Source organism: Nocardia sp. NPDC047038 (assembly GCF_040644075.1).
GTDB classification, from domain to species: Bacteria; Actinomycetota; Actinomycetes; order Mycobacteriales; family Mycobacteriaceae; genus Nocardia; species Nocardia sichangensis.
Genome location: NZ_JBEYVQ010000007.1, coordinates 256,497 through 279,368, shown reverse-complemented (window position 1 = coordinate 279,368; position 22,872 = coordinate 256,497). Strand labels below are relative to the sequence as shown.

The window sequence follows — 22,872 nt, the reverse complement described above, 5'->3', positions numbered from 1 at the left end:
GTATCGCGACCTGCTCACCTCCCTCGAGTTTCCGCTCACCGACGCGGGGGACCTTCCGGCAGGGGCGCTGCGCTGTCAGCCTCCCGACCGAGTCAATTGGAGGTGCGTTGGTCGGCGCTTTCGGCCCGTCGGTGGAGGCGAATGAGACGGCCCCGGATCTCGAGGTGGACCTCGGGGCGGACCATGCCGAACCGGGGCGCGATGCCGTAGGCGGACAGGTCGATCCGCGCTGTCGCCGCGGCGACGACTTCGGGGCCGTCCGGGGTGAGCTCGACATCGAACTGCATTTCGGTCGTGGTGTCGCGAATGGTCAGCTTGCCTGCTACCTCGAGTCGGGCTGGGCCGTGACTGATGGCGTCGCCATGGAACGAAATCACCGGGTGCTTTCGGGCGTCCAGGAACTCGGGCGCGCGCAGATGCAGGTCTCGCAACCCGATACCGGTCGCGACGCTGGTGGCATGAAGTTCCAGCAGCACCATGGCCGTTCCATCCTGGCCCCAGGTCAACGAGCCGGACGCTCGACGAAAGCGGCCGGTTACCGGGAGTAGCCCCCAGAGCCCGCGGGCGAAGAACTTGATGTCCGCGGTTGCGGGATCGAGTTTCCAGACACCGGTTCGCTCGACGACGGTGGGTGCCTGCGGGGACCAAGACGATTCGTGCGATATCTGCTGTGCCAACGCCCGCACAGTGCTGTCGAGCGCAGTCGACGAGGGATTCGCGCAGACATAGTGGTCGGGACGGAGTACGACGAATGGTTGCCGCCTGAAGTATGGGCGGGCCAGCTCATGGAGGTCTTCGAGGATATGGGTCGATGCGCCCCGATGGACGGGGCGCTGCCCCGGTGAGGTCAGCGTTACGTAGGTTGCGCCCAAGACGTGTTCGGCGATGTGGCGGCCTTGTGTGCTCAGCGCTTGGCGTGGATCGGCGTCCCAGCCGATGATCCGCCAGCCAGAGCCCGCGACGTCATCGAGTCGATGCTCCGCTCCGCTGAACGTCCGCACGAGCGGTTGGGGAAACAGGCGGCCAACCGGCGAGCGCAGCGATGGGCGCGCCAACAGCAAACCGCGTCGGTACCGGGCCGGCGGGCGCCAACGGCCTTGGCGAACGTGTTCCCGTAACGGCGGGACGTGCAGGAGCGTCACACTCACCGCGTCGCGAATCGCCGCCGCCCACCGCGATCGCATGGTGACCAGACGGCCGACCCGAACCGACATCGCGGTTATCGCGTCGGCGTGCGGACGGCGCTCGGCCTCGTAGGAGTCGAGGATCCGCAGTGGCGCACCGGCATTCACCACGGCCGCGATTTTCCAGGTCAGATTGGTGACATCCCGGATTCCCGAATTCAGACCCTGGCCGATCATCGGAGGCATCAGATGGGCGGCGTCGCCGCACAGCAAAACCCTTCCGACCCGCCAACGCTCGGCGCTCTTGGCTCGGAAAGTGTAGATGAGGTGACGCAAGATTTCCGCGGTGTCGGGATCCGCAACCTCGGCGATCACCTGCCGTGCAGCGCGTGGTGTAAGGATCTCGTCGTGGTCCTCCCACGGCATTACCTTGCGTTCCCAGCGGTGCCCACCAGCGGCGAGTCGGCCGGTCAGACTTGGCGCCGCTGGGTCCAGCGTCATCTGAAAGTAGGGAATGTGGGTGACCGGCTCCGGCAGCTTCGCGTCGAGGATGAGCCAAGTGTCGGTGTATGCGGATCCGACGAGTTGGACGCCGATCGCGTCCCGGGTCGCGCTATTGGCGCCATCGCAGCCGAGAACGAAGCGTGCGCGCGCGTTGCCGGTCCGGTCGTCGGCATCACGAAACGTGAGTTCGACGCTTTCGTCGTCCTGGGTCAACCCGGTGAGCCGGTGACCCAGCCGGATATCGACATCCGGATACTCTGCGAGGGCCGCCCGAAGTTGCCTGTCCAGCAACGGCTGGTAGATCGCCGATATCCACGGATGCCCCTGGAGTTTCTCCGTCGGCAGCGTCGTCGAGACAACCTTGCCGCGAGCCGACACCCACTGGGCGCCGGCCCCGAGGAGCATGTCGGGAACCGCGCGCTCGTACACTCCCGCTTTCTGAAGCGTGCGCAGCGCTTCTCCGTCGAGAACACCGACGCGCGGATGGGGGTACACATCGGCTTCTCGCTCGAGTACCAATACCGTCAATCCCGCACGCGCCAGCAGAAGCGCCGCCAGCTCGCCAACCGGCCCCAGTCCGATCACGGCAACGTCGAATGTCATGACAGCCCCCGGCAACCCGTGAGAAGGGTATCGGTAGCTCGCGAACGACTCACGAGCCCGGCGGCCGAGCGTTCGAGTTGCTGCAGTACCTCTTCGACATCCGCGTCGAGCAGTCGGCCATCGCGCTTGACGATGCGCCCGTCCACGATCACGGTGTCGACGTTGCGGGTGTCCATATGCTGGACGACGGCGCCGGGCGCGTGATTCACCGGTCCGGCGTTGAGCGCACGTGCGTTCAGCGCGATGACATCCGCCCGCTTGCCCGGCGTCAGGGACCCGACGAGATGGTCGAGAGCGTCGGACCAGTACGGGCGCAGGGCGGTCTGGAACATGTGGTGCGAGTTCACGAAATCGGGAAGGACGATCTTGCCCGCACAGTCGAGCACCTCTGCGTCGGCGTCCAGATCAGGCCCGACCTGCGCGATCTTGCCGTCCTCGATGAGCACATCGCCGCGTTCGTAATCACCCAGCTCCTCGTGCATCGTGAGGACGATGCCGCCACCATCCGAATTCATGACCGCCTCCAATGGGACACACGAGGTGGGGGTGCAGACCGCATCTGTCATAATGGTCACAGTGTTGCCATTATTGTGGTCGGTGTCAAGATGTGAACATCAGCGGCCGAACGTGGCCCTCGCCGATCTCGAGTGACGGTGATATTGCGACATTGACGGGCCCATCTATAACGGACACACTGTAACCATTATGAGTGGACGGGCAGCTGCTGTTGGGCAGGTCGACCAGGGCTCGGTCTTTCGTGGCCAGCCGCACGACGGGAGTGCGCCGCAACTGCCGCAGGTCGCCGATCGGCTGAGCGCGCGGGAGCGCAGCGCTCTTCGCACCCGTGCGGCACTGGTTCGTTCCGGGCGGTGGGCCTTGGGTAGCGGTATAGCCGGACGGATCGGCATCGCTGGCCTGGCGCGGGAGGCCGGTGTCGCAACCGGATCCTTCTACAGCCACTTCAGCGGTAAAGATGATCTTTTCGATACTGTCCTCGCCGAGGTGATCGGGGAGTTGGTGTGGATACTCGACAGCGCTGCTGCAAGCGTCGACGACTCCGCCGGGATCGTTGTAGCGCACTTACATGCGATCGGCGAGGTCGGTATCGGCCACCCTGATATCGCCGCGATCATCCTTACCATGGGATACCGGCTCCTCGAAGACCCGGACGTCAGATCGCGGCTGGCCGCTGGCATTCGTGCCGGCATCGCTGCGGAGCGTTTCCACATCCACGACCTGAACGCCGCACTCGACCTGGTCGGTGGAGTCGCCCTGGCGATACTGCGAATGTCGCAGCGCGATCCGGCCGCCTTGACAGCGCCCTGGATGGACATCCTCGCCCAGCAGACGCTCACCGCGTTGGGGCACCGTTGAGGCGGCGCGGCGAGCGAGCATCACGCGTACGCCTGGTCGCGTCCGTGTGCGATACCGAAGTCTCGACTTCTCCGAAGGGCACGGCATAGCGTCGGCGCGGACTGTTGTCGAGTGCGCCGAATCTCTACGCCGAACAACAAATCAGGCGAAGCCTATCGACCCGTCTCCGCCGTGTTGAGTGATGCGAGGCCTGCGACGAGGTGTCGAAGCCCGAAGTGGAATTCGCTTTCCAGGGTCTGCGCGGGTAGGCAGTCGGCGACGGCGATAGTGGCGGGGAACTGCGCTGGTTCGAGTTGGCGATAGAGAGCGACGAGGGCGGTGGGGTCGATGTTCGCTTCGGTGTCGGGACCTTGAAGTTGTGCGGCGAAGCCGACGACGTAGCGGGCCAGGGTGGCGTACATCATGGCGGCGGATGGTGGGGGGAATCCGTTGGCCAGCAGCATGGCCAGCACTCGTTCACGCACGCGAAGGGCGTTGGGTCCGGTGGGCACTTGTTCGATGAGCAGGGGAGCGACACCGCGGTGGCGGTGCAGGGCGGCGAAGATGGCTTCGGCCGCCGCGATGCAGGCGCGCTGCCAGTCGCCGTCGGCGGCGTCGTCATCGATGTCGACCTCACCCAGAACGCAGTCGACGATGTGCCCGATGAGTTCGGCGCGGTTGGCCACGGCCCGGTAGAGCACCGCGGTACCGGTTTCGAGGCGTTGGGCCAGGGTGCGCATCGACAGCGCCTCGGCGCCTTCCTCGTCGACCAGGCGCAGCGCGGCTGTCACGATGCGATCGAAAGGAACCCGTGGGCGGCCAGGGGAGCGGCGGCCGGTGGTCTCGGTGGCGTCGGAATCGGCGGTGGGCACGCTCGCATTCTCCCCGATCGGCGGGCTGGACATCTGATCAGCATATAACGGTCACGACGTCGCTCTTTTGGTCCAACCTGTGCCGCAAGCATTCGGCAACATTTCCTCCACGGAACGCGGGCGGGTATGGACATGCCGAATGCTCGGTCCGTTTGATAACGCGCCCCGGTGACTTGCGCCGCCGGGGCAGGTGGAGTTCGCCGACTTTTCACCCCCCGATTCGCACGGCGTGGACAGTGCCGCTCAGTACTCGAGGATGGCTCCCGGCGATGCCGATCGGGTGATTGTGCCGATGCGGGCTGGCGTTGCCGCCCGCATCGGGCAGCGTTTCCTCTCAATGCGCGGTGCGCCGGCGGTGTTCGGCCAGACTGTCGAGCCCGAAATCCGACCGCGGATCGCGCCAGACCGAGTGGGCATGGTTGGCCTGGCGCTGGGTGTTGTCGTATTCGATGAGCAGGTCGGGGCCCTGGATTCGGTAGTAGTGCGGTTTCCCGGCCTCGAGGCTGCCCGCCCATCCGAAGTGGACCTCGTCGAGTACGTCGTCGGCCTCATAGTGTGTGGTGTGGATTTCGGCGAGTGCGCTGGGCGCGCGACCGGTGTACAGGCTGATCAGCTGCCGTAATACGTGCCGGTGCTCTGGGTCGAGGTCGCGCGCGGCCAAACCTCTGGGGGGAATGGAGATCGCCATGGCCGCATGGTCGGCTGCGGTGTATCCGCTTCCGCTTTCGGCGCGTATGTCGATGTCGTCGACCAGCTTTCGCAGCGCCGGGTCGGTGAACCTGCCGCGCCAGAGATCCTGCATGTGCATCATCGCGTCGCCGTGGGCGATGGTGGGCCGGTTGCCGGAGACGATGTCGGATATGGCGTTGGTGTGCAGTAATGCCGTGTGGTATCGGTCGGAGTCCAGTGACCGGGCCAGACGCCGCGCTGCCTCTTCCGGCCCGCCCAGCGGTCGTAGTGTTCCGCCGAGCAAGGCGGCGCTGGCTGGATCAGCTCCGATGAAGCATGGTGTCGTCGAGACGATGCGTCCGCCGATGACGAGGTTGTTCAGCGAAATGTGGTGGCCGCCGAAGCGCCATGCCCAGACCGAGTCGCCCGGTCGGCCGAACAATCTCAGCCAGTACAGGCCGGGGTCTCGGCCTCGTTGCCGTCCCCAGTGAACTTGCCATCCTTCGACCTGATCGAGAACGTTCTCCAGGCCCATTACAGTTGCGACGGTCGCGTATCCGGCCTCGGAAAGTCCCGAGGCGACCAGTCGCATCGCCAAGCCCTGCTGACGTGCGGTTTGGTCGCGCAGGGCGAGTCCACCGTGGTCGGTCGGAGTGTAGAACCAGCGAAGCCGCTCGGCCTCCGCGTCCGGAGCCAGAGGGGAGTCGAACAGCGCTCGAGTCAGTTGATCCGGGGCGAGCGATTCCAGCCATGCTGCCGCGCAGGCAGCCATGTCGGTGGCGACCAACTCGCGCACCGGAGCAAGCGTGGCCTCATCCGGTGACATCGAGCATGACCTTGATCGCGTTGTCTCGCCGTTCCGCGTAGGTGTCGAAAGCTTCGGCGATATTTTCGAGTGGGAAATGGTGGGTCACCAGGGGCCTGGTGCGCAGTCGTCCGCGCGATGCCAGCGACAAGGCCCTGGCTACCGAGTTCGCGCCTTCGCCGCGGACGGTGTTGATCGAGATTCCATTCATGACAGCGTGGTTGAGGTCAGCCGTCACCGGCTGTTCGAAGAATCCCGCCAACACGATTCTGCCGCCGCGCTTGACCATGTGGATCGCGTCGTCGACGGCGCCCGCAGCCCCGGAGCATTCCACGACGATGTCGGGGCCGAGTCCGCCGGTGATCTCCCGAACCGCGGCGACGGCGTCCTCCTCGCGGGAGTTGATCAGATAGTCGGCATCGAATTGCTTCCCTATCTCCAGTCGGCTGTTGCGGGTGCCGACGAGCATCACCGGGTCGGCTCCGAGTTCGCGGGCGACCTGGACGGCCATCAATCCGATGGGGCCGGGACCGATCACCGCGACGCCTGCGCCGACCAGCAGCGAGTCGAGTACGTCGAAAGCATGCATCACGGTGCCGACGGTGGTCAGCACGACGGCCGAGTCGAAGTCGATGTCATCGGGAAGCCGGTACAACGTGGAGACGTGGTTGACGACATACTCGGCGAAGCCGCCGTTGACCGTCATCCCCTGTGTCCGATGGCCTTTGGCCTGGTTGCCGTAGTTCAAACAGTCCGTGTAGGAGCCGGACAGGCAGTTCACGCATCGCATGCAGCCCCGATGCGCCTCGGTGACGACGCGATCGCCGACCGCGAACTCGTCGACCGTGCTGCCGACCGCGACCACGACGCCCGCGTACTCGTGGCCGGGGATGAAGGTGTCCGGCGCCGGGCCGGCGCCGTGGAAGAAGCGACGGCTGCGGACCTTCAGGTCGGTGCCGCACAGTGACGCACGGTGAACTCGTACGAGAACGTCGTCCGGGCCCGGACGGGGCACTGGCATGGTTTTGGTCTTGATAATTCCCGGCTCGCCGATCACTGCCGCGAGCATTGTTTCCGGAAAGGACATCACGTTGCCTTTCGTTGTCCTTTTATGGTCCATCAGGAGGCTATGTGAGCGATTTCTTTCCTGTCCAACGACGTGAGGCCGGTCATCACTGGAGCGCTTTCGCCGACCATGTGCTGTACTGCACGTATAAGTCTGTCCTATAGGCTGCGGCAAATATTGGTATTGGGTGCACTCGTCGGCGCGGTGTTACGGTGCGAAATATCTGGAAAATGCCGGGTTATCGGCGTTCGGTCGAGGAGTGGACTTTGGATCTCGAGATTGCCGGTCGAACCGCACTGGTTCTGGGCGCGGGCGGTGGCCTCGGTGGCGCCATCGCGGAGAAACTGGCGGCCGAGGGCGCCGAGGTGGCCGTCGCCGACATCCATCGAGAAGCCGCCGAATCCCGCTGCGACACGATCGTCGCGGCCGGCGGCCGAGCCGTCCCGGTGGCGTGGGATATCGCCGACCTCGACGCCATCGAGGGCAACGTCGCACTGATCGAGCGAACCCTCGGCCCGGTCGACATCTTGGTCAACAACACCGGCGGGCCGCCGCCCTCGCCGGTCCTGGGCCGGCCTTCTGCCGTGTGGCTCGATCATTTCCGTTCCATGGTGCTTTCGGTGATCGCCATCAGTGACGAACTCGTCCCGGGTATGCGGGCGCGCGGATGGGGCCGCGTCATCACCAGCACCAGCTCGGGGGTCGTCGCTCCGATTCCCGGTCTCGGCCTGTCGAACAGTCTTCGTGCCGCACTGCTCGGCTGGTCCAAGACGCTGGCGCGGGAAGTCGCCGCGGACGGCGTCACCTGCAACATCGTCGTGCCAGGTCGGATCGGCACCCGTCGCGTCGAGCATCTCGACCGGATCAAAGCCGAAGCCGAGGGCCGAACCGTCGAACAGGTGGTGGCCGACAGCGTCGCCACCATCCCCGTCGGCCGCTACGGCGACCCGGACGAGTACGCGGCGACGGTGGCGTTCCTGGCGAGCGTTCCGGCGTCGTACATCACCGGCACGGTGGTGCGCGTCGACGGCGGTCTCATTCCCAGCCTCTGATACCCACTGCGACAAAGGATTTCCACCATGGCCGTGCTCACTCGTGAGGCGAGCGGCGTCTTCGCCATCGCGCCCACCCCCTTCGACGAGGAAGGAGCGGTGGACTTCGACTCACTGCACCGGTTGGTCGATTTCTACGAATCGGTCGGCGTCACCGGGATCACCGTGCTCGGCCAGATGGGCGAGGCGCCGAAACTGTCGCATGACGAGGCGACCCGAATCGTGCGGCACGTGCTGCGCAGGACCCGGCTTCCGGTCGTCGTGGGAGTCTCAGCTCCCGGCTACGCCGCGATGCGCGCACTGACCGGTGAGGTCATGTCGGCGGGAGCGGCAGGCGTCATGGTCGCACCGCCCAATACCTTGCGCACCGACGATCAGATCGTCGGCTATTACGAGGGCGTGGCGGCCATGCTCGGCGACTCGGTTCCCCTTGTCGTGCAGGACTATCCCTTGTCGTTCTCGGTTGTCATGAGCGCCGGGGTCATCGCGCGGATCTCCCGCGCCGTACCGAACTGCGTCATGCTCAAGCACGAAGACTGGCCGGGACTGGAGAAGATCAGCGCTTTACGGCAACTGGAAGCCGAGGGCGAAATGCCACGACTGTCGATCCTGTGCGGCAACGGGGGACTCTTCCTCGATTTCGAGACCGCGCGGGGCGCTGACGGCGCCATGACCGGATACTGCTTCCCCGAGATGCTGGTCGATGTGGTCGGTCATACCGCAGCGGGTCGTTGCGAGGAAAGCCATGACATCTTCGACGCGCATCTGCCGTTGCTGCGATACGAACAGCAGCCGGGTGTTGGCCTGGCGGTGCGTAAATACGTCATGCAACGGCGCGGCCTGCTCGCCTCCGACTACCAGCGCGCGCCCCGCGGCGTGCTCTCGAGCCGAGCGCGGTCGGAAGTCGACCATCTGCTCGCCCGGCTCGCTCGCCGAGACAGTCGGGCGAATCCGGTCGCATGACGCGCTCGCTCTGCGTCTGCGGCCAACGGCGACGGCGGTAACCTCCTCCGATGCGACTGCGCCAGCTGGAGTACTTTCTCGCCGTCTGGGAAAGCGGATCGTTCAGCGCCGCCGCGGCACGGCTGTATGTCTCGCAGCCGTCGCTGTCGCAGCAGATGCGTCTATTGGAGAAGGAACTCGGCGCGCAACTGCTCGAACGCGGCCGCCATGGCCTGGCCCTCACGCCCGCGGGACGGGCCTTCCTGTCGCACGCCGAGCGGGTATTGCGGGCTGTCGGCGAAGCCGCGGATGCCGTGCACCAAGTGGCCGAGGGGCGAAGCGGCGACGTGCACGTGCTGACCGTCCGGTCGATCGCCTCCGGCATCCTGCCCCCGAGCGCCGTCCGGTGGCACTCCATATTCCCTACGGCAGTCCTCCGGGTGCACGACTTCTCGCACCGCCGCGCTCTCGAGGAGGCGGTCCGCAGCGGACAAGGCGACATCGCGGTCGGACCGCGGCCCGAACTGTGGGAGGGACCCGTCGTGTCACTCGGTTATGAGGAGATGGTTCTGGTCGGCCCGGCGGGGCAGGACACGGGTTCCTCGGTGGAACTCGACGAACTGGCCGCAGCCGACTGGATTCTCTACGAGCCAGAGCAAGGCATGAGTGAGATCGTGGACCGGACGGCCACCGCCCTCGGATTCACCCCACGCGCCGTCGCGCGCACCGGACAGGTGGCGGCCGCACTGCTGTTCGCCATGGAGGGCTTGGGAGTCGCGCTGGTGCCACACAACGCCGTACCCGGCGGCTGGATACGGCACGCCAGAAGGATCGGGCCGGGGGTCTACCGGGAGATCGTCGCCTACAGCCGCAGCGCGCCGACGCAACTGGCGCAGCGGTATCGAGACTTGCTCACGTCGCTCGAGTTGCCCCTCACCTCTGCGACGGAGCTTCCAGCGGGGGCATTGCGCTGCTAGGCGCTGCTCGCCACGATCCATCGAGGCCATCGAGGCCTGGATTTCGCTGCTGGGGGTCGATCCGCAGAACCGGGCCCTGCGCATGATGATCCGAGCGGCGGGGGGCGCCATCGACGAGGCCGCCGTCTATCGGCTGCCGAACGGTGAACCGTTCGACGTCGACGCTGTGGTCGAGTGCCTGATGCAGCTGACCGTGGCGGCGCTGCGTTCGGCCGCCCCGCTGGCTCCAAAAATAACGGCAACAATGTTATCGAAACATCTTGACGACTGGCGTGATATCGGCCACACTGTAGCCATTATGCCTGGACGAGCAGCTGTCGATAACCGGATCGACCCCGATCCGATCTTCGGGACCGAGTGGCAACGGAAGAGCTCACGCGGGAGCCGCAGGTGGTTGATCCGGCGAACGCGGGGCGCGAAGCGGTGCTGTCCACGCGTCGAAAGCGTCCACTGAATTGATGTTCATCCCTTCCGCTTCGAGCGGAGGGGCCAACTGAGCGAAATGCATAGTGATCGTGGACCGATCATGCGCGGACGCCGAAAAGCTGATCGGCGTATATCGGTCCCAAGCGAAAGTTCGATCGTTTTGACTCTGACACCCGACGTATTATCGCCGCCGCGGCGCGACACCTCCGCACTGCGGATCGTGCAAGCGAATTTCTCCGATACCGTTGTTTCGGGGGTGCGCACCGGCGGACGGATCGTGGACATCGCGTTGGAGACCGTCGGGGGGGCGTTGGCGGATCTGGTTCGTCGCCGCTTCCAGTGGCGCGAGATGCTGCAACAGGCGTGGTACCTGATCACGGTCACAGCTCTCCCCGCGATACTCATGGCGGTGCCCTTCGGGGTGATCGTCTCATTGCAGATCGGCAACATGATCCGGCAACTGGGCGGCGACTCCCTGCTGGGGGCGGCGAGCGGGCTCGGGGTCATCAAGCAGGGCGCTCCCATCGCCACCGGGCTACTGCTCGGCGGCGCCGGTGCGGCGGCGATCGCCGCGGACCTCGGCGCGCGCACGATCCGTGAAGAAGTGGACGCGCTGCGGGTGATGGGCGTCAGCCCGATCCATCGGCTGGTCATTCCCCGCACCGTCGCCATGGTGCTGGTCGCACCGCTGCTGAATGTGCTGATCATCTTCGCCGGCGTTGTCGCGGGATACATGGTCGCGATCGGGGCACAGGGTGTGACCTCGGGAAGTTACTGGGCTACTTTCGGTTCTTTCACCACGGTCACCGATGTGGGCATTTCGCTGCTGAAGGCCATGGTGTTCGGATTGATCGTCGCGATCATCAGCTGTCAGCGTGGGCTCGAGGCCAAGGGCGGCCCGCGCGGAGTGGCAGACGGAGTGAATGCCTCGGTCGTGCTCTCGGTGGTGTGCATCATGATCGTCAATCTCGCTGCCACCCAGTTGGTTCAGATGTTCGCCCCGGCGAGGTTGGCCTGATGACCGCGACCACGTATGCCCCGAAGCGACTGCGCTGGGCTTATCGATTGGCCCGCGACCGGAACATGCTGCTGCCGGTGGACTCCCTCGGATTCGCCCTGTCGTTCAGCTGGCAGGTGCTCTCGGCCATCCCCATGACGCTGAAGCACTATCGGATGCAAACCCTGCGCGCCATCGGTGACACAACCTGGGGGAGGGGTTCGCTGATCGTCGGCGGCGGCACCGTGCCGATGCTCGTCCTGCTGGGCATGGTGCTCGGCGCCAGTGTGGGCATCGAGTCCTACGGCACCTTGAATATGATGGGGCTCGGCCCACTGACCGGCGTGGTCTCGTCGTTCGCGAATACCCGTGAGCTGGCGCCGATCATCGCCGCCGTCGGATTCGCGGCGCAGGCCGGGTGCCGGATGACCGCCGAGATCGGATCGATGCGCATCTCCGAAGAAATCGATGCGCTGGAATGCCTGGGATTGCGGTCGATTCCGTTCGTGGTCACCACCCGGGTCATCGCCGGCGTCGTGGCGATCGTACCCACCTTCCTGGTCACGCTGATCCTCAGCTATCTGGCCTGTGCCGCGATCGTTGTCGGCGTCCACCGTCAGTCATCGGGGGTGTACCAGCACTATTTCGACCAATTCGTCAGCGGTCCCGATATCGCCGCGGCGGTGCTGAAAGTGCTGGTATTCGGCATCGCGGTGATCCTGATCCACTGCTATCAAGGGTTTTTCGCCGTCGGTGGGCCGGAGGGTGTGGGAATCGCCTCCGGCCGGGCGGTGCGTGCCAGTTTCGTAGCGATCATCACTTTGGACATGCTGCTGAGCCTGGTCATCTGGGGATTCAGCTCACCGGTCACGTTCACGGGGTAATGGAATGCCAACATATGGATTGCCGGGCACCGCGATCACCGCGAAGTCAGCACGCCGGACAGGTGCGCTCGCATGCGCCGTCGCCGTGGTCGTCGCCGCGGTGTGGGTTGGGCATCACGCGGTGCGTGTAGACGCTCGAATGGCGGTCACGCTGCGCACCGAGCGGATCGGCGACGGCGTGGTCGCCGGAGCTCACGTGCGGCTGGACGGGGTCGGTGTCGGCGAGGTCACCGGCATAAGCAGTGTCGGAGGCGGGCAGCAGCAGATCACCCTGCGGCTGGACGGCTCTCAGTTGACCGGACTCACCGACGCTCTCGTTGTCGACTACGCGCCGTCGAACCTCTTCGGTATCAGCGAGATCGAATTGCGTCGCGGCCAGGGTGGCGCCCCGTTGCGGGAGGGAGCGACCATCGACCTCACCGGTGCGGCGGCGTCCCGAGTCTCCGATGTCACGATGGGCACACTGATCCGGTCACTGGGGCAGGCCACCAATCACGTACTGACACCGGAACTGACCGGCGTGCTGACCGGACTCGCCACCGATGCCAAGGCATTCACGCCGATCCTGGAGGCCATCGTGATGTTGGGGCGAGCGGTGGCCGATACCCAGCGATACGATCCGTCGTTTCTGATCGGCCAGTATGCTTCGACGCTGTACGGGACGGCCGATTTGGCGGGCGCCACTGTCGACCTGCTCGACCACATCAACAACATCGAAGTTCTGCGCACCGACCAGCCGCTCTTCGATGCCGGTGTCACCCTGCTCACCGATGACCTGTTTCCCGCGCTCACGCGCTTGGGCCACGTCGGGCAGCGGCACTATACCGGCTACAGCGACATGCTGACGCCACTGCTGAGCGTCACCGCCCAGATGGTGCCCACCCCGCAAAAGTCGAGTGCGGAGCTGCGAACCATCTTGGAACGCATCGACAATTCGTTTGTCGACACCCCCGAGGGACCTGTCCTGCAGCTGGAACTCGTGCTACGCGGATTCCCCGTCCTCTCCTCCCCGCTACTCGGCTCTCTCGGGACAGCAGCGGTGCTCGGGGCACCCGCCTCGGCTGACCCGGCTGTGCTGCCGAGAGGAACTCGATGAAATCGACCCCTTACATAATCCTGCGTCTGGTGACCTTCGCGGTAGTGATGGCAGCCCTCTTGGCCCTCGTGGTAGCGGCGATCCAACGACCGGTAGCCGGAAGGACCGACCTCTATCGGGTGATCTTCACCGATGCCAACGGCTTGAAACCCGGTGACGACGTCCGCATGTACGGAGTGCAGGTGGGCAAGGTCGAGGCGATCACCTTGGATCAGGGGCGGGCCTCGGTACGAGTGACCGTTCAACGCGACCACGCGGTGTACGAGGCGAGCACATTCGCGATCCGGTATCAAACGCTGACCGGCCAGCGGTATGTCGACGTGCGCCAGCCGACCACGCCGGGCCCGAAACTGGCGACCGGCGTGACCGTTCCGCCCGAGCGCACGATCCCCTCTTTCGACATCACTACGTTGTTCAACGGACTGCAACCGGTGCTCAGGGAGTTCTCGCCCAGCGCGCTCAATCAGTTCGCCGAGAGCGTCCTAGCCGTGATCGAGGGCAACGGCACCGGGTTGGGGCCCGCGCTGGACGCGGTGGAGCAACTCAGCCGCTACGCCGTCGACAGACAGACCCTGATCTCCACGCTCGTTCGCAACCTGCACATCGTCGACGACCGCATCGGCGGCAAGTCGCCCTACCTGGAAGACCTGATCCAGGGCCTGACCGACCTGTTCTCCGTGCTGGAGAACAAGCTGGACGGTCTGGTCGACTTCGCACTCGCCGCACCACCGGTGCTCGGTCCCATCGACGATTTGCTCGCGACGCTCGGGTTGACCCCCGATACCAACCCGGATCTCGACGATGCCCTGCGCGCGGCGTTTCCCGACCCACAGTCGGCGGTGGAGGTGCTGGGCAAACTTCCCGGCGTTCTGCAGTCGCTGGCGGCGCTACTGCCGAAAACCGGGCCCGAAATGAACACCAGTTGCTCGAAAGGAGACGCCGCGGTGCCACCGCAACTGCGGGTATTCATCGGCGGCCAAAGGATCGCCCTATGCAACCGCTGAACAAATTGCCGCGCGGACGACTTCGATTCCGTGGCGATAGACCCGTTGCCGACGACCGGACGGTGCGCCGACGGGAGCTGCGGCTCGGCTTGATGGGCGCGGCCACGGTGGTGTCGGTGCTGGCTGCCTGCGGCATCTTGTACGCGCTACCGCTGGGCAAGGTGGAATACCGAGCCGACCTGAGCGAGGCCGGAGCCATTCGTCCCGGTGAGGACGTGCGCGTGGCGGGGATCAACGTGGGCACCGTCGAATCGCTGGAATTGCATGACGATCGAGTGCACATGGTCTTCACGGTGGACAGCGATGTGTTCGTCGGTGATCAGTCGACCCTGGACATTCGTATGTTGACCATAGCCGGCGGCCACTTCGTCGCACTGACGCCCGCGGGATCGAAGCCACTGGGCAAGAAAGTGATCGCCAAAGACCGCGTGCGGCTGCCGTACACGCTCGGTCAGGCGTTCCAAGACGCGATCACCCCGGTGCGGGAGGTCGATGGGGATGTTCTCCGGGACAATCTAGGCCAATTGCAGGCGGCATTGGTCGCGAGCCCGGATGGTCTGCGGCAGCTGGGACGAGCGGTGGATTCCATCGTCGACATCCTCGACCGACAGAATATGGATGTCTCTCGCGCACTGGCGGTTTCCCAGGAATACCTGAGCAGGATCAGCGGCAATATCGCGTTGTACGGCCGGCTCAACAGCAAGCTCAAGTTGACCACCGACATACTCGTCGACAAGCGTGCCGAGCTACGAGTGTCGTTGGCTCTGCTCGCGCGGTTGTTGTCGCGCATCGCGGCAGCCGAACCCGCCTACGACCACACGCTGAAGCCGATGCTGGACGAACTCGCGAAGGCGATCCCGGAGCTGGAGCGGCTCACCGGTCGCCTCGATCAGGTCGTCAACTCCGTCCAGAGCATCGGTCAGCAGCTACAGCAGATCGCCGGACCAGACGGGTACGCCATCGATCAATCGCAGACGACCGTCTCCGCGCCCGCACTGTGCATCCCCGTGCCCGGGAGGTCGTGCTGATGCGACGACTTCTCGCGTCCCGCGGATTCATGTCGGTCACGACCGCCCTGGTCCTGGTCGGGCTCTGCGGTGCCGCCTACGTCGTGCTGACCGGAGCCGGCAAATCGATGCGCTCGTACTGCGCGATGATGCCGGACGCGGTGGGGCTCTACCAGGGCAGCCACGTCACGATGCTCGGGATCCCGGTCGGCTCGGTGACTCGGATCGAACCGTCCGGTGATGGCGTTCGTGTCGATTTCACTGTCGAAGCCGATCACCCCCTGCGCGGCGACGTATCAGCGGTGACGCTGTCCGACACACTCGTCGCCGATCGCAACCTCGCCATTCTGTCCGCGCCGAGATCGGCGGCCGAGTGGGACGCCGGCCGGTGCATCACCCGGTCTCTCACTCCCAAGAGTATGACCGAGACGTTGAACGCCTTGTCGAAGCTCGCCACCGAGCTGAGCGCCCCGGACGACACGGGCAAACGGGACACGGTGAGCGCAGGACTGTCGGCTCTGGACACCGCAGTGTCGGGCACCGGCCCCGCGCTCAACGAGCTGATCTTCAAACTAGGCGATGCGCTGAAATCACCCGACGCGGCCATCGGACGCCTCGGTGAACTGATCGACGCGATCAGCAAACTCGGCGCGGCACTGAAGAACAACTGGGGCGATCTGAAACATATGCTGACACGACTCGGCGGAATGCTGGATCAGGCCAATAGCGAGGTGATCGCACCGATCATCGAAGTCCTCGATCGACTGCGAGTGATCCTGCCCTGGTTCAACGACATCACCACTACGTTCGGGCAGCCGCTGCTGAGCATCGTGCATGCGACGGTCCCGGTGGTCCGCTGGGCCGGCGCCAATGTCGCCACGCTCGAACAACTCGTCAACATGATCCCTGCGCTGACCGATGCCTTCCAGCGGTCCGTCGATCCGAATACCGGCCAGGCCGCACTCTCCTACGCTCCACCCAAAGTCGCTCTCGACCGAGCGGATGCCGAACAAGTGTGCTCGGTGATCGACGCGACACTCCCCGGTCGCTGCCGCGGCGCTGAAAACGGTTTGGTCACAATTGATCTGGCACCGGTAGTGCTGGCTCTGGTAGGTGCACGATGAGGGGTCGGGGCGGATCGAAAGGCGCGACGAGACTGATCGCCCTCGTTATCGCAGGTGCTTCGCTCGGCGGTTGTGCCTTCGATCCGTCGGCCATCACGATCCCCGGCACGGGCCGCGGCGAGGCATACCGCGTGCATGTCGAATTCGCCAATGCCCTCAACCTGCCCGCACGGGCGAAGGTGATGGCCAACGGCGTACAGGTGGGTGATCTGGCGGCGGTGACGGTGGTCGACCCCACGGCAACGGTCCCCGGCCATGTGATCGCGGATCTCGACATCGATCGAGCGGTAGAGCTGCCCGCGCGCACGACCGCGCAATTACGACAGAACACCCTGTTGGGGGACGTCTTCATCGAGCTGACCACACCGCCGGACGGATTCGACCACACTCTGGCCGACGGCGGCGGCATACCGATCGCGCAGACGAAACCACCTGTGCAGGTGGAAGACGTGCTGGCAGGCCTCGCGACGTTTGTCCAAGGCGGTGCGGTCCACCAACTCCAAGACCTGGTGAACCGCATGAACGCGGTGCTGCCGCAACAACCGCCCGATACAGCTCGCATCACACAGGTCATCGGTGCCGACTTCGAAGACGTCGCCCGGCATCTCGACGAGGTGGACCGCTTCCTCGACGGAATGGAGGCCGGTACGGCGATGGTGCTGGACCGCGATCGGGCATTGGATGGGCTGCTGAGCGAGCAAGGTACGACCCACGTCACCGCGGCACTGAAGTCCTTGATCCTCGTCCTGGGGGTAGCGGGCGTCACGGGCGATCTCGCCCACTCCATCTCCTGGATGACCTCGCTGGTGACAGCGGGCGATGCCGCCGCAAACGCCTTGATGCCGCTGATGTTCACCAACCGGCCGTTGGACCTGAACGCGCCGTCGAATCTCAACCGAATCGTGTCGCTCATTCGAGATCAGATCATTCCGTTCGCCGAGCACGGCGCGAAGGTGAACATCATCAGCATCGATGCGGGGACCGGCATCCCTGCCGACGAACAGACCAGCCGGATCGTCGACACCCTGCGCATGATCGGAGCCGTGCGATGACATCACGAGTTCGGGGCCCGGCGGTGTCGCTGGGCAGTCTCGCCGCCGTGTTACTCCTCGGCCTCGCCTACCTCACCTTCGATGTGGTCGGTGTCGACTGGTTCACCAGATACTCCACACTGACAATGACATTGACCAACTCGGGCAGCCTCGGCCCGCGCTCGCCGGTCCTTCTGTCCGGCGTCCGGGTCGGCGAGATCGTTTCCGTGCGCAACGAGAACGGTGGTGTCCAGGTCGGCATGCGCGTGCGGGACGACTACCGCATACCGGTCGCCAGCACGGTGATCATCGAAAACCTTTCCGCTCTGGGCGAACCGCAGGTCCGATTCACTCCCGTCCAAGGCGGCCACGGACCCTACCTGCGCGACGGACAGCACATCGACACCGCGGCGATCCGTACGCCGACGTCGATACCGGAGGTCGCGCGCCAAGTGACCCATCTGATGGAACAACTGGACCCGCAGGCACTGGAAGCCATCGTCGAGACCTTCGCCCAGGGGCTGGCCGGCACCGAAGTCGTCGTCCCGCAACTCGCCCGGTCGACCTCCCTGCTGGCCGCGACCCTGCTGGCCCGAACCGATGCGATCCGAGCCATGCTGGTGGACCTTCAGGCATTGGGCGCGGATATGGACTGGACCGGTCCGGCGATGAGCGCAGCCGCGCCGGGCTGGACACAGATCGGCGCTTCCATGAACGACATGGCGCGATCGATCGAGAGGTTTGTCCGGATCGGCACCGTGCCGGACATGTACGTAGAGGGCAACGGAGTCGTACCGTTCGCCGGTCGACTCACCGACTATCTGGATGAGATGGGGCCGGATCTCGCCCGATTGGTGCCCGTGCTGACCCCCGCGGCCGCGCATGCCGCTGGGCAGCTGGGCCGTGTCGAACTCAGCGCGCTGATTTCGCAAGCGCTCGCCGAAACCGGGGACGGCGTCGTGCGCTTGCAGATCAACGCCAAATAGCGGACCCCGCAGATGTGAACAACACCGCAGGAGCGCACATGACCATCGAGACCAACGACCGAATCGGCGAAGAAACGACAACCGACCGGCCTGCACAGGCAGGCGAACGATCCGTAGCGGCCGGGCGGGCATCGTGGACGGTGTCGATACGGCCGTCCGGAATCGCACTCGCGGCCGCGTTCATCGCCGTCGTAACGGCGATGGGCGTCTTCGCTGCTCTCTGGCTTTCGACTCGTAGCCAGCTTAACGATCGCGACGCCGCGGCGGCCGCCGACCGGCGTGCCGAGCAAGTCGCCACGGATTACGCGGTCGGCGCCTCCACCATCAACTTCCAGGACTACAACGCGTGGGTCACCAAACTCAAGGCGAACACCAGCGCGCCACTGGCGAACAAATTCGACGCCACGGCTCCGAAACTGCAAGAGATCCTGGTGCCGTTGAAATGGTCCTCGACCGCCACACCGATCAGTGCCGTCGTCGCCTCCGAGAACGGCGGCGTGTACAAGGTGAACGTCTTCTTGAACGTCCACTCCACCAACGCTCAGACGCCCGATGGAGGCCAGACGACGGTGACCTACAACGTCACCGTCGATTCGGGTGCGGGATGGAAGATCACCGATGTCGGCGGTATGGAGGGCGCTCTGCCGTTGAAATGACCGCTGCTGATACGTAGCCGAGTCGGTTCGTTACCGGTCTCGAGGCGCTCGGTCACGGCGTATACAGCGCGTCGGCGTCTTCCTCGTCGACCAGGCGCGGCCCGGTTGTCACGATCCGATCGAAAGGCCGGTCATCCGCTCGGCACTAACAGTCACAATGTTGCCGCAACACTTGACCTGGGCTCATATATCGGCAACACTGTAACCATTATGAGTAGACGAGTAGCTGTCGATGACTACATCGATCCTGATTCGCGCTTCGTGAGAGTCGAGGGCCACAACCTTCACTACAAACGGGCCGGAAGCGGGCGATCGGTGCTGCTCCTACATGGCAGCGGCTCCTCGCTGCACTGCTTCGACCAGGTGGCCGCCACCTTGTCGTCGTCCTTCGACGTCATTCGCCTCGATCTGCCCGGGTTCGGTCTTACCGGCCCGCGCCTCGACCGTGACTACCGGGTGCAGACCTACGCCACGACTGTCGCCGCCTTCTTGAACCGGCTCGGAGTGGTCGATGCCTCGGTGGTAGGCAATTCGCTCGGCGGCAACATCGCCTGGAATTTCGCACTGGATTACCCCCAGCGTGTGGATCGGCTCGTGTTGATCAATGCCACCGGCTATCCGGGCAAGTCGCTGCCGCTGGCGCTGCGGCTGGCCCGTAATCCGATCGGTCGGGCGTTGTTGCCTCGCTTGGCTTCTCGGTCGGCCACGGCACGCAATCTGCGCTCGGCGGTCGGATCGCGATCGTCGGTGGTGGACGACGAGATGATCGACCGCGTCCACGCGATGCTGACCAGGCCCGGCAACCAACAGGCATTCATCGACTTCGCCAATACCGACCAGATCGACCGAACAGCCGAGATCCCGGCCATCACCGTGCCCACCCTCGTGCTGCGTAGCGCGTCTATCGACGGCCAGCACTTCACCCGCGATATCCCCGGCAGCCACGAACGAGTGCACCCCAGCGGCGGCCACCTGCTCCCGGATGAAGATCCGGCGTGGGTGGCAGCCGCGGTCCTGGACTTTTTGACCACCGAGGTGGCCGCGCAGCCGAAGGAACAACGATGAAGTACTTCGTGGCCCGCGACGAGACCCGTCGTTTGGACGGGCCTACCAGAGGCGAGCTGCGCGGTGAGTTCCTCCAATGCGGCGATGGGATCACTCACTACGAGCTGAGCGGGCCCGCCGCGGCAGAGACCGTCGTCTTCGTGGGCGGTATCACTGTCCCCCTGTTCTACTGGGACGAACTCGCCGCCGAACTCCGCCGCCGCGGATTCCGCACCCTCACCTACAGCGCCTACGGCCGGGGCTATTCCGATCGCGTGGAGGCACGCTACGACGAGGCGCTGTTCGTGCGGCAACTCACCGACCTGACCGAGCGCCTGGAATTGTCCGAGCGGTTCCACCTCGTCGGAACTTCGATGGGTGCGCTGGTGGCTATGGCTTTCGCCGGGCAGCACGTCGACCGGGTAGCTACCTTGACGTTGGCGGGCCCCGCCGGGTTGCAGCCCGCACCTGCCGCCGCACGGCTGCTGCGCCACGAGTTATTGGGAACCGTCCTGGCCAAGAGCCTGGGAAGCAGAATGCTCGACCGGCACCTCTCACACAACGTGCGCGATCCACAGCAATCCGCGGCACTCACCGCGATGGTGCGGGAGTCCTACCAGTTCGAAGGCTCGATCTACGCGTTGGCTGCCACGATCGCCGACTTTCCGTTGGGCGGCCGCCAGGATCTCTACCGGCGAACCGGCCACCTGCCGGTGCCGCGGATGCTGCTGTGGGGCGATCAAGACCAGGTCACTCCCATCACGAACTACGACGAGGTGTGCGCATTGCTGGCGCCCACCGTGTCGCACATCTTCTCGCCGTGCGGGCACATGGTCCCCTACGAGGAGCCCGCCCGAATGAGTTCCCGATTCACCGCCTTCATAGACGCCGCCAAGGAAGGGACGCACCGATGACGACCCAGCCGAGCACCGATATCGTCGATGTCCTCGTCGTCGGCGGCGGGCCGACCGGCACCGCCTTGGCGATCGATCTGACCCGCCGCGGACTGGCGGTGCGGATCATCGACAAGGCCGCGCACGCCTTCGACGGTTCGCGCGCGAAGGGAGTCCAGCCGCGCACCCTGGAAGTGTTCGAAGACCTGGGCGTCCTCGATGACATCCGGGCCGGCGGGGCCGACTACCCGCTGTTGGGCATCCACGCGGGCCCGCTGAACATTCCTTGGCGCATGATGTCGCATACCGACGTGAGCTCGGATGTGCCGCACCCGAATACGTGGTTGATCCCCCAGTTCCGCACCGACGCCGCACTGCGCGCCGGACTGCAGCGGCTGGGCGTGTCCGTCGAAGCCAACTGCGAACTGGTCGGATTCGAACAGTATCCGGATACGGTCGTGGCGATGGTTTCCGGCCCTGACGGTGTGACCGAGATCGGCGCTCGCTACCTGGTCGGCGCCGACGGCGGAGGCAGCACGGTCCGGAAAACCGCGGGCATCGGCTTCGAGGGAACGACGGACGAAGCCGATCGAGTGATCATCGTCGACGCCGTGGTGGACGGCCTTTCCCGGGACCGCTGGCATGTGTGGCCGCGTCCGGGTGGCCGGTTCGTCGGTGCGTGTCCGCTGCCGCATTCCGATCGGTTTCAGGTGATGATTCGTCTGCGCCGCGATGAGGAGCCCGATCTCGACGAGGACAGCCTGAACGCGCGCCTCCGCAAGCAGACCGGCGACAAACATATCCGTTTGTCGCATATCAGCTGGAAGTCGGTGTTCCGCCCCAACATCCGCCTGGCTGAACGCTACCGGTCGGGACGGGTGTTCGTCGCCGGCGACGCCGCTCATGTACATCCCCCCACGGGTGCGCAAGGACTGAACACCGGTGTGCAAGACGCCTACAACCTGGGCTGGAAACTCGGTCAAGTGCTCGCTGGCGCGCCCGACAGCCTGCTCGACACCTACGAAGCCGAGCGGCAGCCGATCGCGGCCGGGGTCCTGGGTTTGTCGATCGAGAAGTACCAGGGGCTGTCCAAGCTCGACCCGTCGTCCATCAAACGCGGTGATGACGAACGCCAGCTGGCCCTCCATTACCGTGGTGGGCCCCTGGCGGCGAATGAGGCCCAGCGTACCGCGACCGTGCGGGTGGGCGATCGCGCGCCGGATGCGAAACTGCTAAGCGCGACAGGGGGATCGCAGCGGCTGTTCGATCTCTTCGCCGGGCCGCATTTCACCGCGATCGCCTATGGTCCCGCGGCGGCCAAGGACCTGGCCGCACTGCCGTGGCCCGCGGCGGGCGCGGCGCTGAGACGAGTCGCCGTCGACAGCGGTGATCTGGTGGAGGCCGATGTGGTCCTCGCCGACATCACCGAGTCCTTTGCCCGGATCTACGGCCTGACCGACTCCACCCTGCTGCTGATCCGCCCCGACGGTTACATCGGCTCGATCGCCACCACCGACTGGACCGCGCGCACACTGAAATCCGTCACCGCGATGACCCCGCCAGTCGAATCCCCGTGACACACATCATCGGGAGGGAGGAGTGAATCGCTGTGGCTCACCCGTCCTGGTGGGCTCAGCTATGGACGAGGGGTGCACGATCACCGCTGCGGCGACATCCCGTGTGGTGCGGACACCTCGCCGACTTGACGAGGTTCGGATATCGAATGCCCGAGGAATGTCCGGCTGCCGCCATCGGCA

General features: G+C 65.2%; 21 protein-coding genes. 16 read left to right on the top strand and 5 right to left on the bottom strand.

What is annotated here, in order from left to right:
* Window positions 1–92: 92 nt before the first annotated feature.
* Window positions 93–2,231 carry a bifunctional 3-(3-hydroxy-phenyl)propionate/3-hydroxycinnamic acid hydroxylase gene (locus ABZ824_RS24405; protein ID WP_356965502.1) on the bottom strand — a complete coding sequence of 713 codons (2,139 nt, stop codon included), beginning with the start codon at window positions 2,229–2,231 and terminating at the stop codon, window positions 93–95.
* Window positions 2,228–2,746 carry a hypothetical protein gene (locus tag ABZ824_RS24400; protein ID WP_356965501.1) on the bottom strand — a complete coding sequence of 173 codons (519 nt, stop codon included), beginning with the start codon at window positions 2,744–2,746 and terminating at the stop codon, window positions 2,228–2,230. The genes ABZ824_RS24405 and ABZ824_RS24400 overlap by 4 nt, the downstream gene beginning before the upstream one ends.
* Before the next feature lie 190 nt (window positions 2,747–2,936).
* On the opposite strand from ABZ824_RS24400, the gene ABZ824_RS24395 reads away from it, so the two are divergent.
* On the top strand, window positions 2,937–3,605 hold the full coding sequence (locus ABZ824_RS24395) for a TetR/AcrR family transcriptional regulator (protein ID WP_356965500.1): 669 nt from the start codon (window positions 2,937–2,939) through the stop codon (window positions 3,603–3,605).
* Between the two features lie 152 nt (window positions 3,606–3,757).
* Here the strand turns inward: ABZ824_RS24395 and ABZ824_RS24390 are convergent, their stop codons facing one another.
* From ABZ824_RS24390 to ABZ824_RS24380, 3 genes are all read right to left on the bottom strand, one after another.
* Window positions 3,758–4,489 (bottom strand): TetR/AcrR family transcriptional regulator C-terminal domain-containing protein, encoded by a 732-nt coding sequence (locus tag ABZ824_RS24390; protein ID WP_356965499.1) that lies wholly within the window; start codon window positions 4,487–4,489, stop codon window positions 3,758–3,760.
* Between the two features lie 301 nt (window positions 4,490–4,790).
* A complete protein-coding gene (locus tag ABZ824_RS24385) occupies window positions 4,791–5,951 on the bottom strand; it encodes a DUF3500 domain-containing protein (RefSeq protein ID WP_356965498.1) in 1,161 nt (386 codons plus the stop codon).
* Window positions 5,938–7,017 (bottom strand): zinc-binding dehydrogenase, encoded by a 1,080-nt coding sequence (locus ABZ824_RS24380; RefSeq protein WP_356965497.1) that lies wholly within the window; start codon window positions 7,015–7,017, stop codon window positions 5,938–5,940. The genes ABZ824_RS24385 and ABZ824_RS24380 overlap by 14 nt, the downstream gene beginning before the upstream one ends.
* Window positions 7,018–7,262: 245 nt before the next feature.
* On the opposite strand from ABZ824_RS24380, the gene ABZ824_RS24375 reads away from it, so the two are divergent.
* From ABZ824_RS24375 to ABZ824_RS24305, 15 genes are all read left to right on the top strand, one after another.
* Window positions 7,263–8,048, top strand: coding sequence for an SDR family oxidoreductase (locus tag ABZ824_RS24375; protein ID WP_356965496.1), 786 nt, complete (start codon window positions 7,263–7,265; stop codon window positions 8,046–8,048).
* Between the two features lie 27 nt (window positions 8,049–8,075).
* Entirely contained in the window at window positions 8,076–9,011 is a 936-nt protein-coding gene (locus ABZ824_RS24370) for a dihydrodipicolinate synthase family protein (protein WP_356965495.1), read from the top strand.
* Between the two features lie 50 nt (window positions 9,012–9,061).
* A complete protein-coding gene (locus ABZ824_RS24365) occupies window positions 9,062–9,967 on the top strand; it encodes a LysR family transcriptional regulator (RefSeq protein ID WP_356965494.1) in 906 nt (301 codons plus the stop codon).
* A 586-nt stretch (window positions 9,968–10,553) separates the two neighbouring features.
* The gene (locus ABZ824_RS24360; protein WP_356965493.1) at window positions 10,554–11,411 is read left to right on the top strand and encodes an ABC transporter permease; all 858 of its coding nucleotides are present in this window, start codon (window positions 10,554–10,556) and stop codon (window positions 11,409–11,411) included.
* The gene (locus ABZ824_RS24355; RefSeq protein ID WP_356965492.1) at window positions 11,411–12,274 is read left to right on the top strand and encodes an ABC transporter permease; all 864 of its coding nucleotides are present in this window, start codon (window positions 11,411–11,413) and stop codon (window positions 12,272–12,274) included. The genes ABZ824_RS24360 and ABZ824_RS24355 overlap by 1 nt, the downstream gene beginning before the upstream one ends.
* A gap of 4 nt (window positions 12,275–12,278) precedes the next feature.
* Window positions 12,279–13,370 (top strand): mammalian cell entry protein, encoded by a 1,092-nt coding sequence (locus tag ABZ824_RS24350; RefSeq protein ID WP_356965491.1) that lies wholly within the window; start codon window positions 12,279–12,281, stop codon window positions 13,368–13,370.
* Complete coding sequence (locus ABZ824_RS24345) at window positions 13,367–14,374, top strand: MCE family protein (protein ID WP_356965490.1); 1,008 nt, start codon at window positions 13,367–13,369, stop codon at window positions 14,372–14,374. The genes ABZ824_RS24350 and ABZ824_RS24345 overlap by 4 nt, the downstream gene beginning before the upstream one ends.
* A complete protein-coding gene (locus ABZ824_RS24340) occupies window positions 14,362–15,402 on the top strand; it encodes an MlaD family protein (protein ID WP_356965489.1) in 1,041 nt (346 codons plus the stop codon). The genes ABZ824_RS24345 and ABZ824_RS24340 overlap by 13 nt, the downstream gene beginning before the upstream one ends.
* A complete protein-coding gene (locus ABZ824_RS24335) occupies window positions 15,402–16,505 on the top strand; it encodes an MlaD family protein (RefSeq protein WP_356965488.1) in 1,104 nt (367 codons plus the stop codon). The genes ABZ824_RS24340 and ABZ824_RS24335 overlap by 1 nt, the downstream gene beginning before the upstream one ends.
* A gap of 131 nt (window positions 16,506–16,636) precedes the next feature.
* Window positions 16,637–17,557 (top strand): MlaD family protein, encoded by a 921-nt coding sequence (locus ABZ824_RS24330; RefSeq protein ID WP_356965487.1) that lies wholly within the window; start codon window positions 16,637–16,639, stop codon window positions 17,555–17,557.
* Window positions 17,554–18,522: an MlaD family protein gene (locus ABZ824_RS24325; RefSeq protein ID WP_356965486.1), complete on the top strand. Its 969-nt coding sequence runs from the start codon at window positions 17,554–17,556 to the stop codon at window positions 18,520–18,522. Before ABZ824_RS24330 ends, ABZ824_RS24325 begins: the two co-directional genes overlap by 4 nt.
* A 38-nt stretch (window positions 18,523–18,560) precedes the next feature.
* On the top strand, window positions 18,561–19,178 hold the full coding sequence (locus ABZ824_RS24320; protein ID WP_356965485.1) for a hypothetical protein: 618 nt from the start codon (window positions 18,561–18,563) through the stop codon (window positions 19,176–19,178).
* A 210-nt stretch (window positions 19,179–19,388) separates the two neighbouring features.
* Complete coding sequence (locus tag ABZ824_RS24315) at window positions 19,389–20,243, top strand: alpha/beta hydrolase (protein ID WP_356965484.1); 855 nt, start codon at window positions 19,389–19,391, stop codon at window positions 20,241–20,243.
* Window positions 20,240–21,136 carry an alpha/beta fold hydrolase gene (locus ABZ824_RS24310; protein WP_356965483.1) on the top strand — a complete coding sequence of 299 codons (897 nt, stop codon included), beginning with the start codon at window positions 20,240–20,242 and terminating at the stop codon, window positions 21,134–21,136. Before ABZ824_RS24315 ends, ABZ824_RS24310 begins: the two co-directional genes overlap by 4 nt.
* Complete coding sequence (locus ABZ824_RS24305; protein ID WP_356965482.1) at window positions 21,133–22,692, top strand: FAD-dependent oxidoreductase; 1,560 nt, start codon at window positions 21,133–21,135, stop codon at window positions 22,690–22,692. The genes ABZ824_RS24310 and ABZ824_RS24305 overlap by 4 nt, the downstream gene beginning before the upstream one ends.
* The last annotated feature ends 180 nt before the right edge of the window (window positions 22,693–22,872 follow it).

Bases quoted from the DNA above. Each gene is read 5' to 3' on its own strand.
- ABZ824_RS24405 (WP_356965502.1), bottom strand. From the start codon at position 2,231: ATGACATTCGACGTTGCCGTGATCGGACTGGGGCCGGTTGGCGAGCTG.
- ABZ824_RS24400 (WP_356965501.1), bottom strand. From the start codon at position 2,746: ATGAATTCGGATGGTGGCGGCATCGTCCTCACGATGCACGAGGAGCTG.
- ABZ824_RS24395 (WP_356965500.1), top strand. From the start codon at position 2,937: ATGAGTGGACGGGCAGCTGCTGTTGGGCAGGTCGACCAGGGCTCGGTC.
- ABZ824_RS24390 (WP_356965499.1), bottom strand. From the start codon at position 4,489: ATGTCCAGCCCGCCGATCGGGGAGAATGCGAGCGTGCCCACCGCCGAT.
- ABZ824_RS24385 (WP_356965498.1), bottom strand. From the start codon at position 5,951: ATGTCACCGGATGAGGCCACGCTTGCTCCGGTGCGCGAGTTGGTCGCC.
- ABZ824_RS24380 (WP_356965497.1), bottom strand. From the start codon at position 7,017: ATGTCCTTTCCGGAAACAATGCTCGCGGCAGTGATCGGCGAGCCGGGA.
- ABZ824_RS24370 (WP_356965495.1), top strand. From the start codon at position 8,076: ATGGCCGTGCTCACTCGTGAGGCGAGCGGCGTCTTCGCCATCGCGCCC.
- ABZ824_RS24365 (WP_356965494.1), top strand. From the start codon at position 9,062: ATGCGACTGCGCCAGCTGGAGTACTTTCTCGCCGTCTGGGAAAGCGGA.
- ABZ824_RS24355 (WP_356965492.1), top strand. From the start codon at position 11,411: ATGACCGCGACCACGTATGCCCCGAAGCGACTGCGCTGGGCTTATCGA.
- ABZ824_RS24350 (WP_356965491.1), top strand. From the start codon at position 12,279: ATGCCAACATATGGATTGCCGGGCACCGCGATCACCGCGAAGTCAGCA.
- ABZ824_RS24345 (WP_356965490.1), top strand. From the start codon at position 13,367: ATGAAATCGACCCCTTACATAATCCTGCGTCTGGTGACCTTCGCGGTA.
- ABZ824_RS24340 (WP_356965489.1), top strand. From the start codon at position 14,362: ATGCAACCGCTGAACAAATTGCCGCGCGGACGACTTCGATTCCGTGGC.
- ABZ824_RS24335 (WP_356965488.1), top strand. From the start codon at position 15,402: ATGCGACGACTTCTCGCGTCCCGCGGATTCATGTCGGTCACGACCGCC.
- ABZ824_RS24325 (WP_356965486.1), top strand. From the start codon at position 17,554: ATGACATCACGAGTTCGGGGCCCGGCGGTGTCGCTGGGCAGTCTCGCC.
- ABZ824_RS24320 (WP_356965485.1), top strand. From the start codon at position 18,561: ATGACCATCGAGACCAACGACCGAATCGGCGAAGAAACGACAACCGAC.
- ABZ824_RS24315 (WP_356965484.1), top strand. From the start codon at position 19,389: ATGAGTAGACGAGTAGCTGTCGATGACTACATCGATCCTGATTCGCGC.
- ABZ824_RS24310 (WP_356965483.1), top strand. From the start codon at position 20,240: ATGAAGTACTTCGTGGCCCGCGACGAGACCCGTCGTTTGGACGGGCCT.
- ABZ824_RS24305 (WP_356965482.1), top strand. From the start codon at position 21,133: ATGACGACCCAGCCGAGCACCGATATCGTCGATGTCCTCGTCGTCGGC.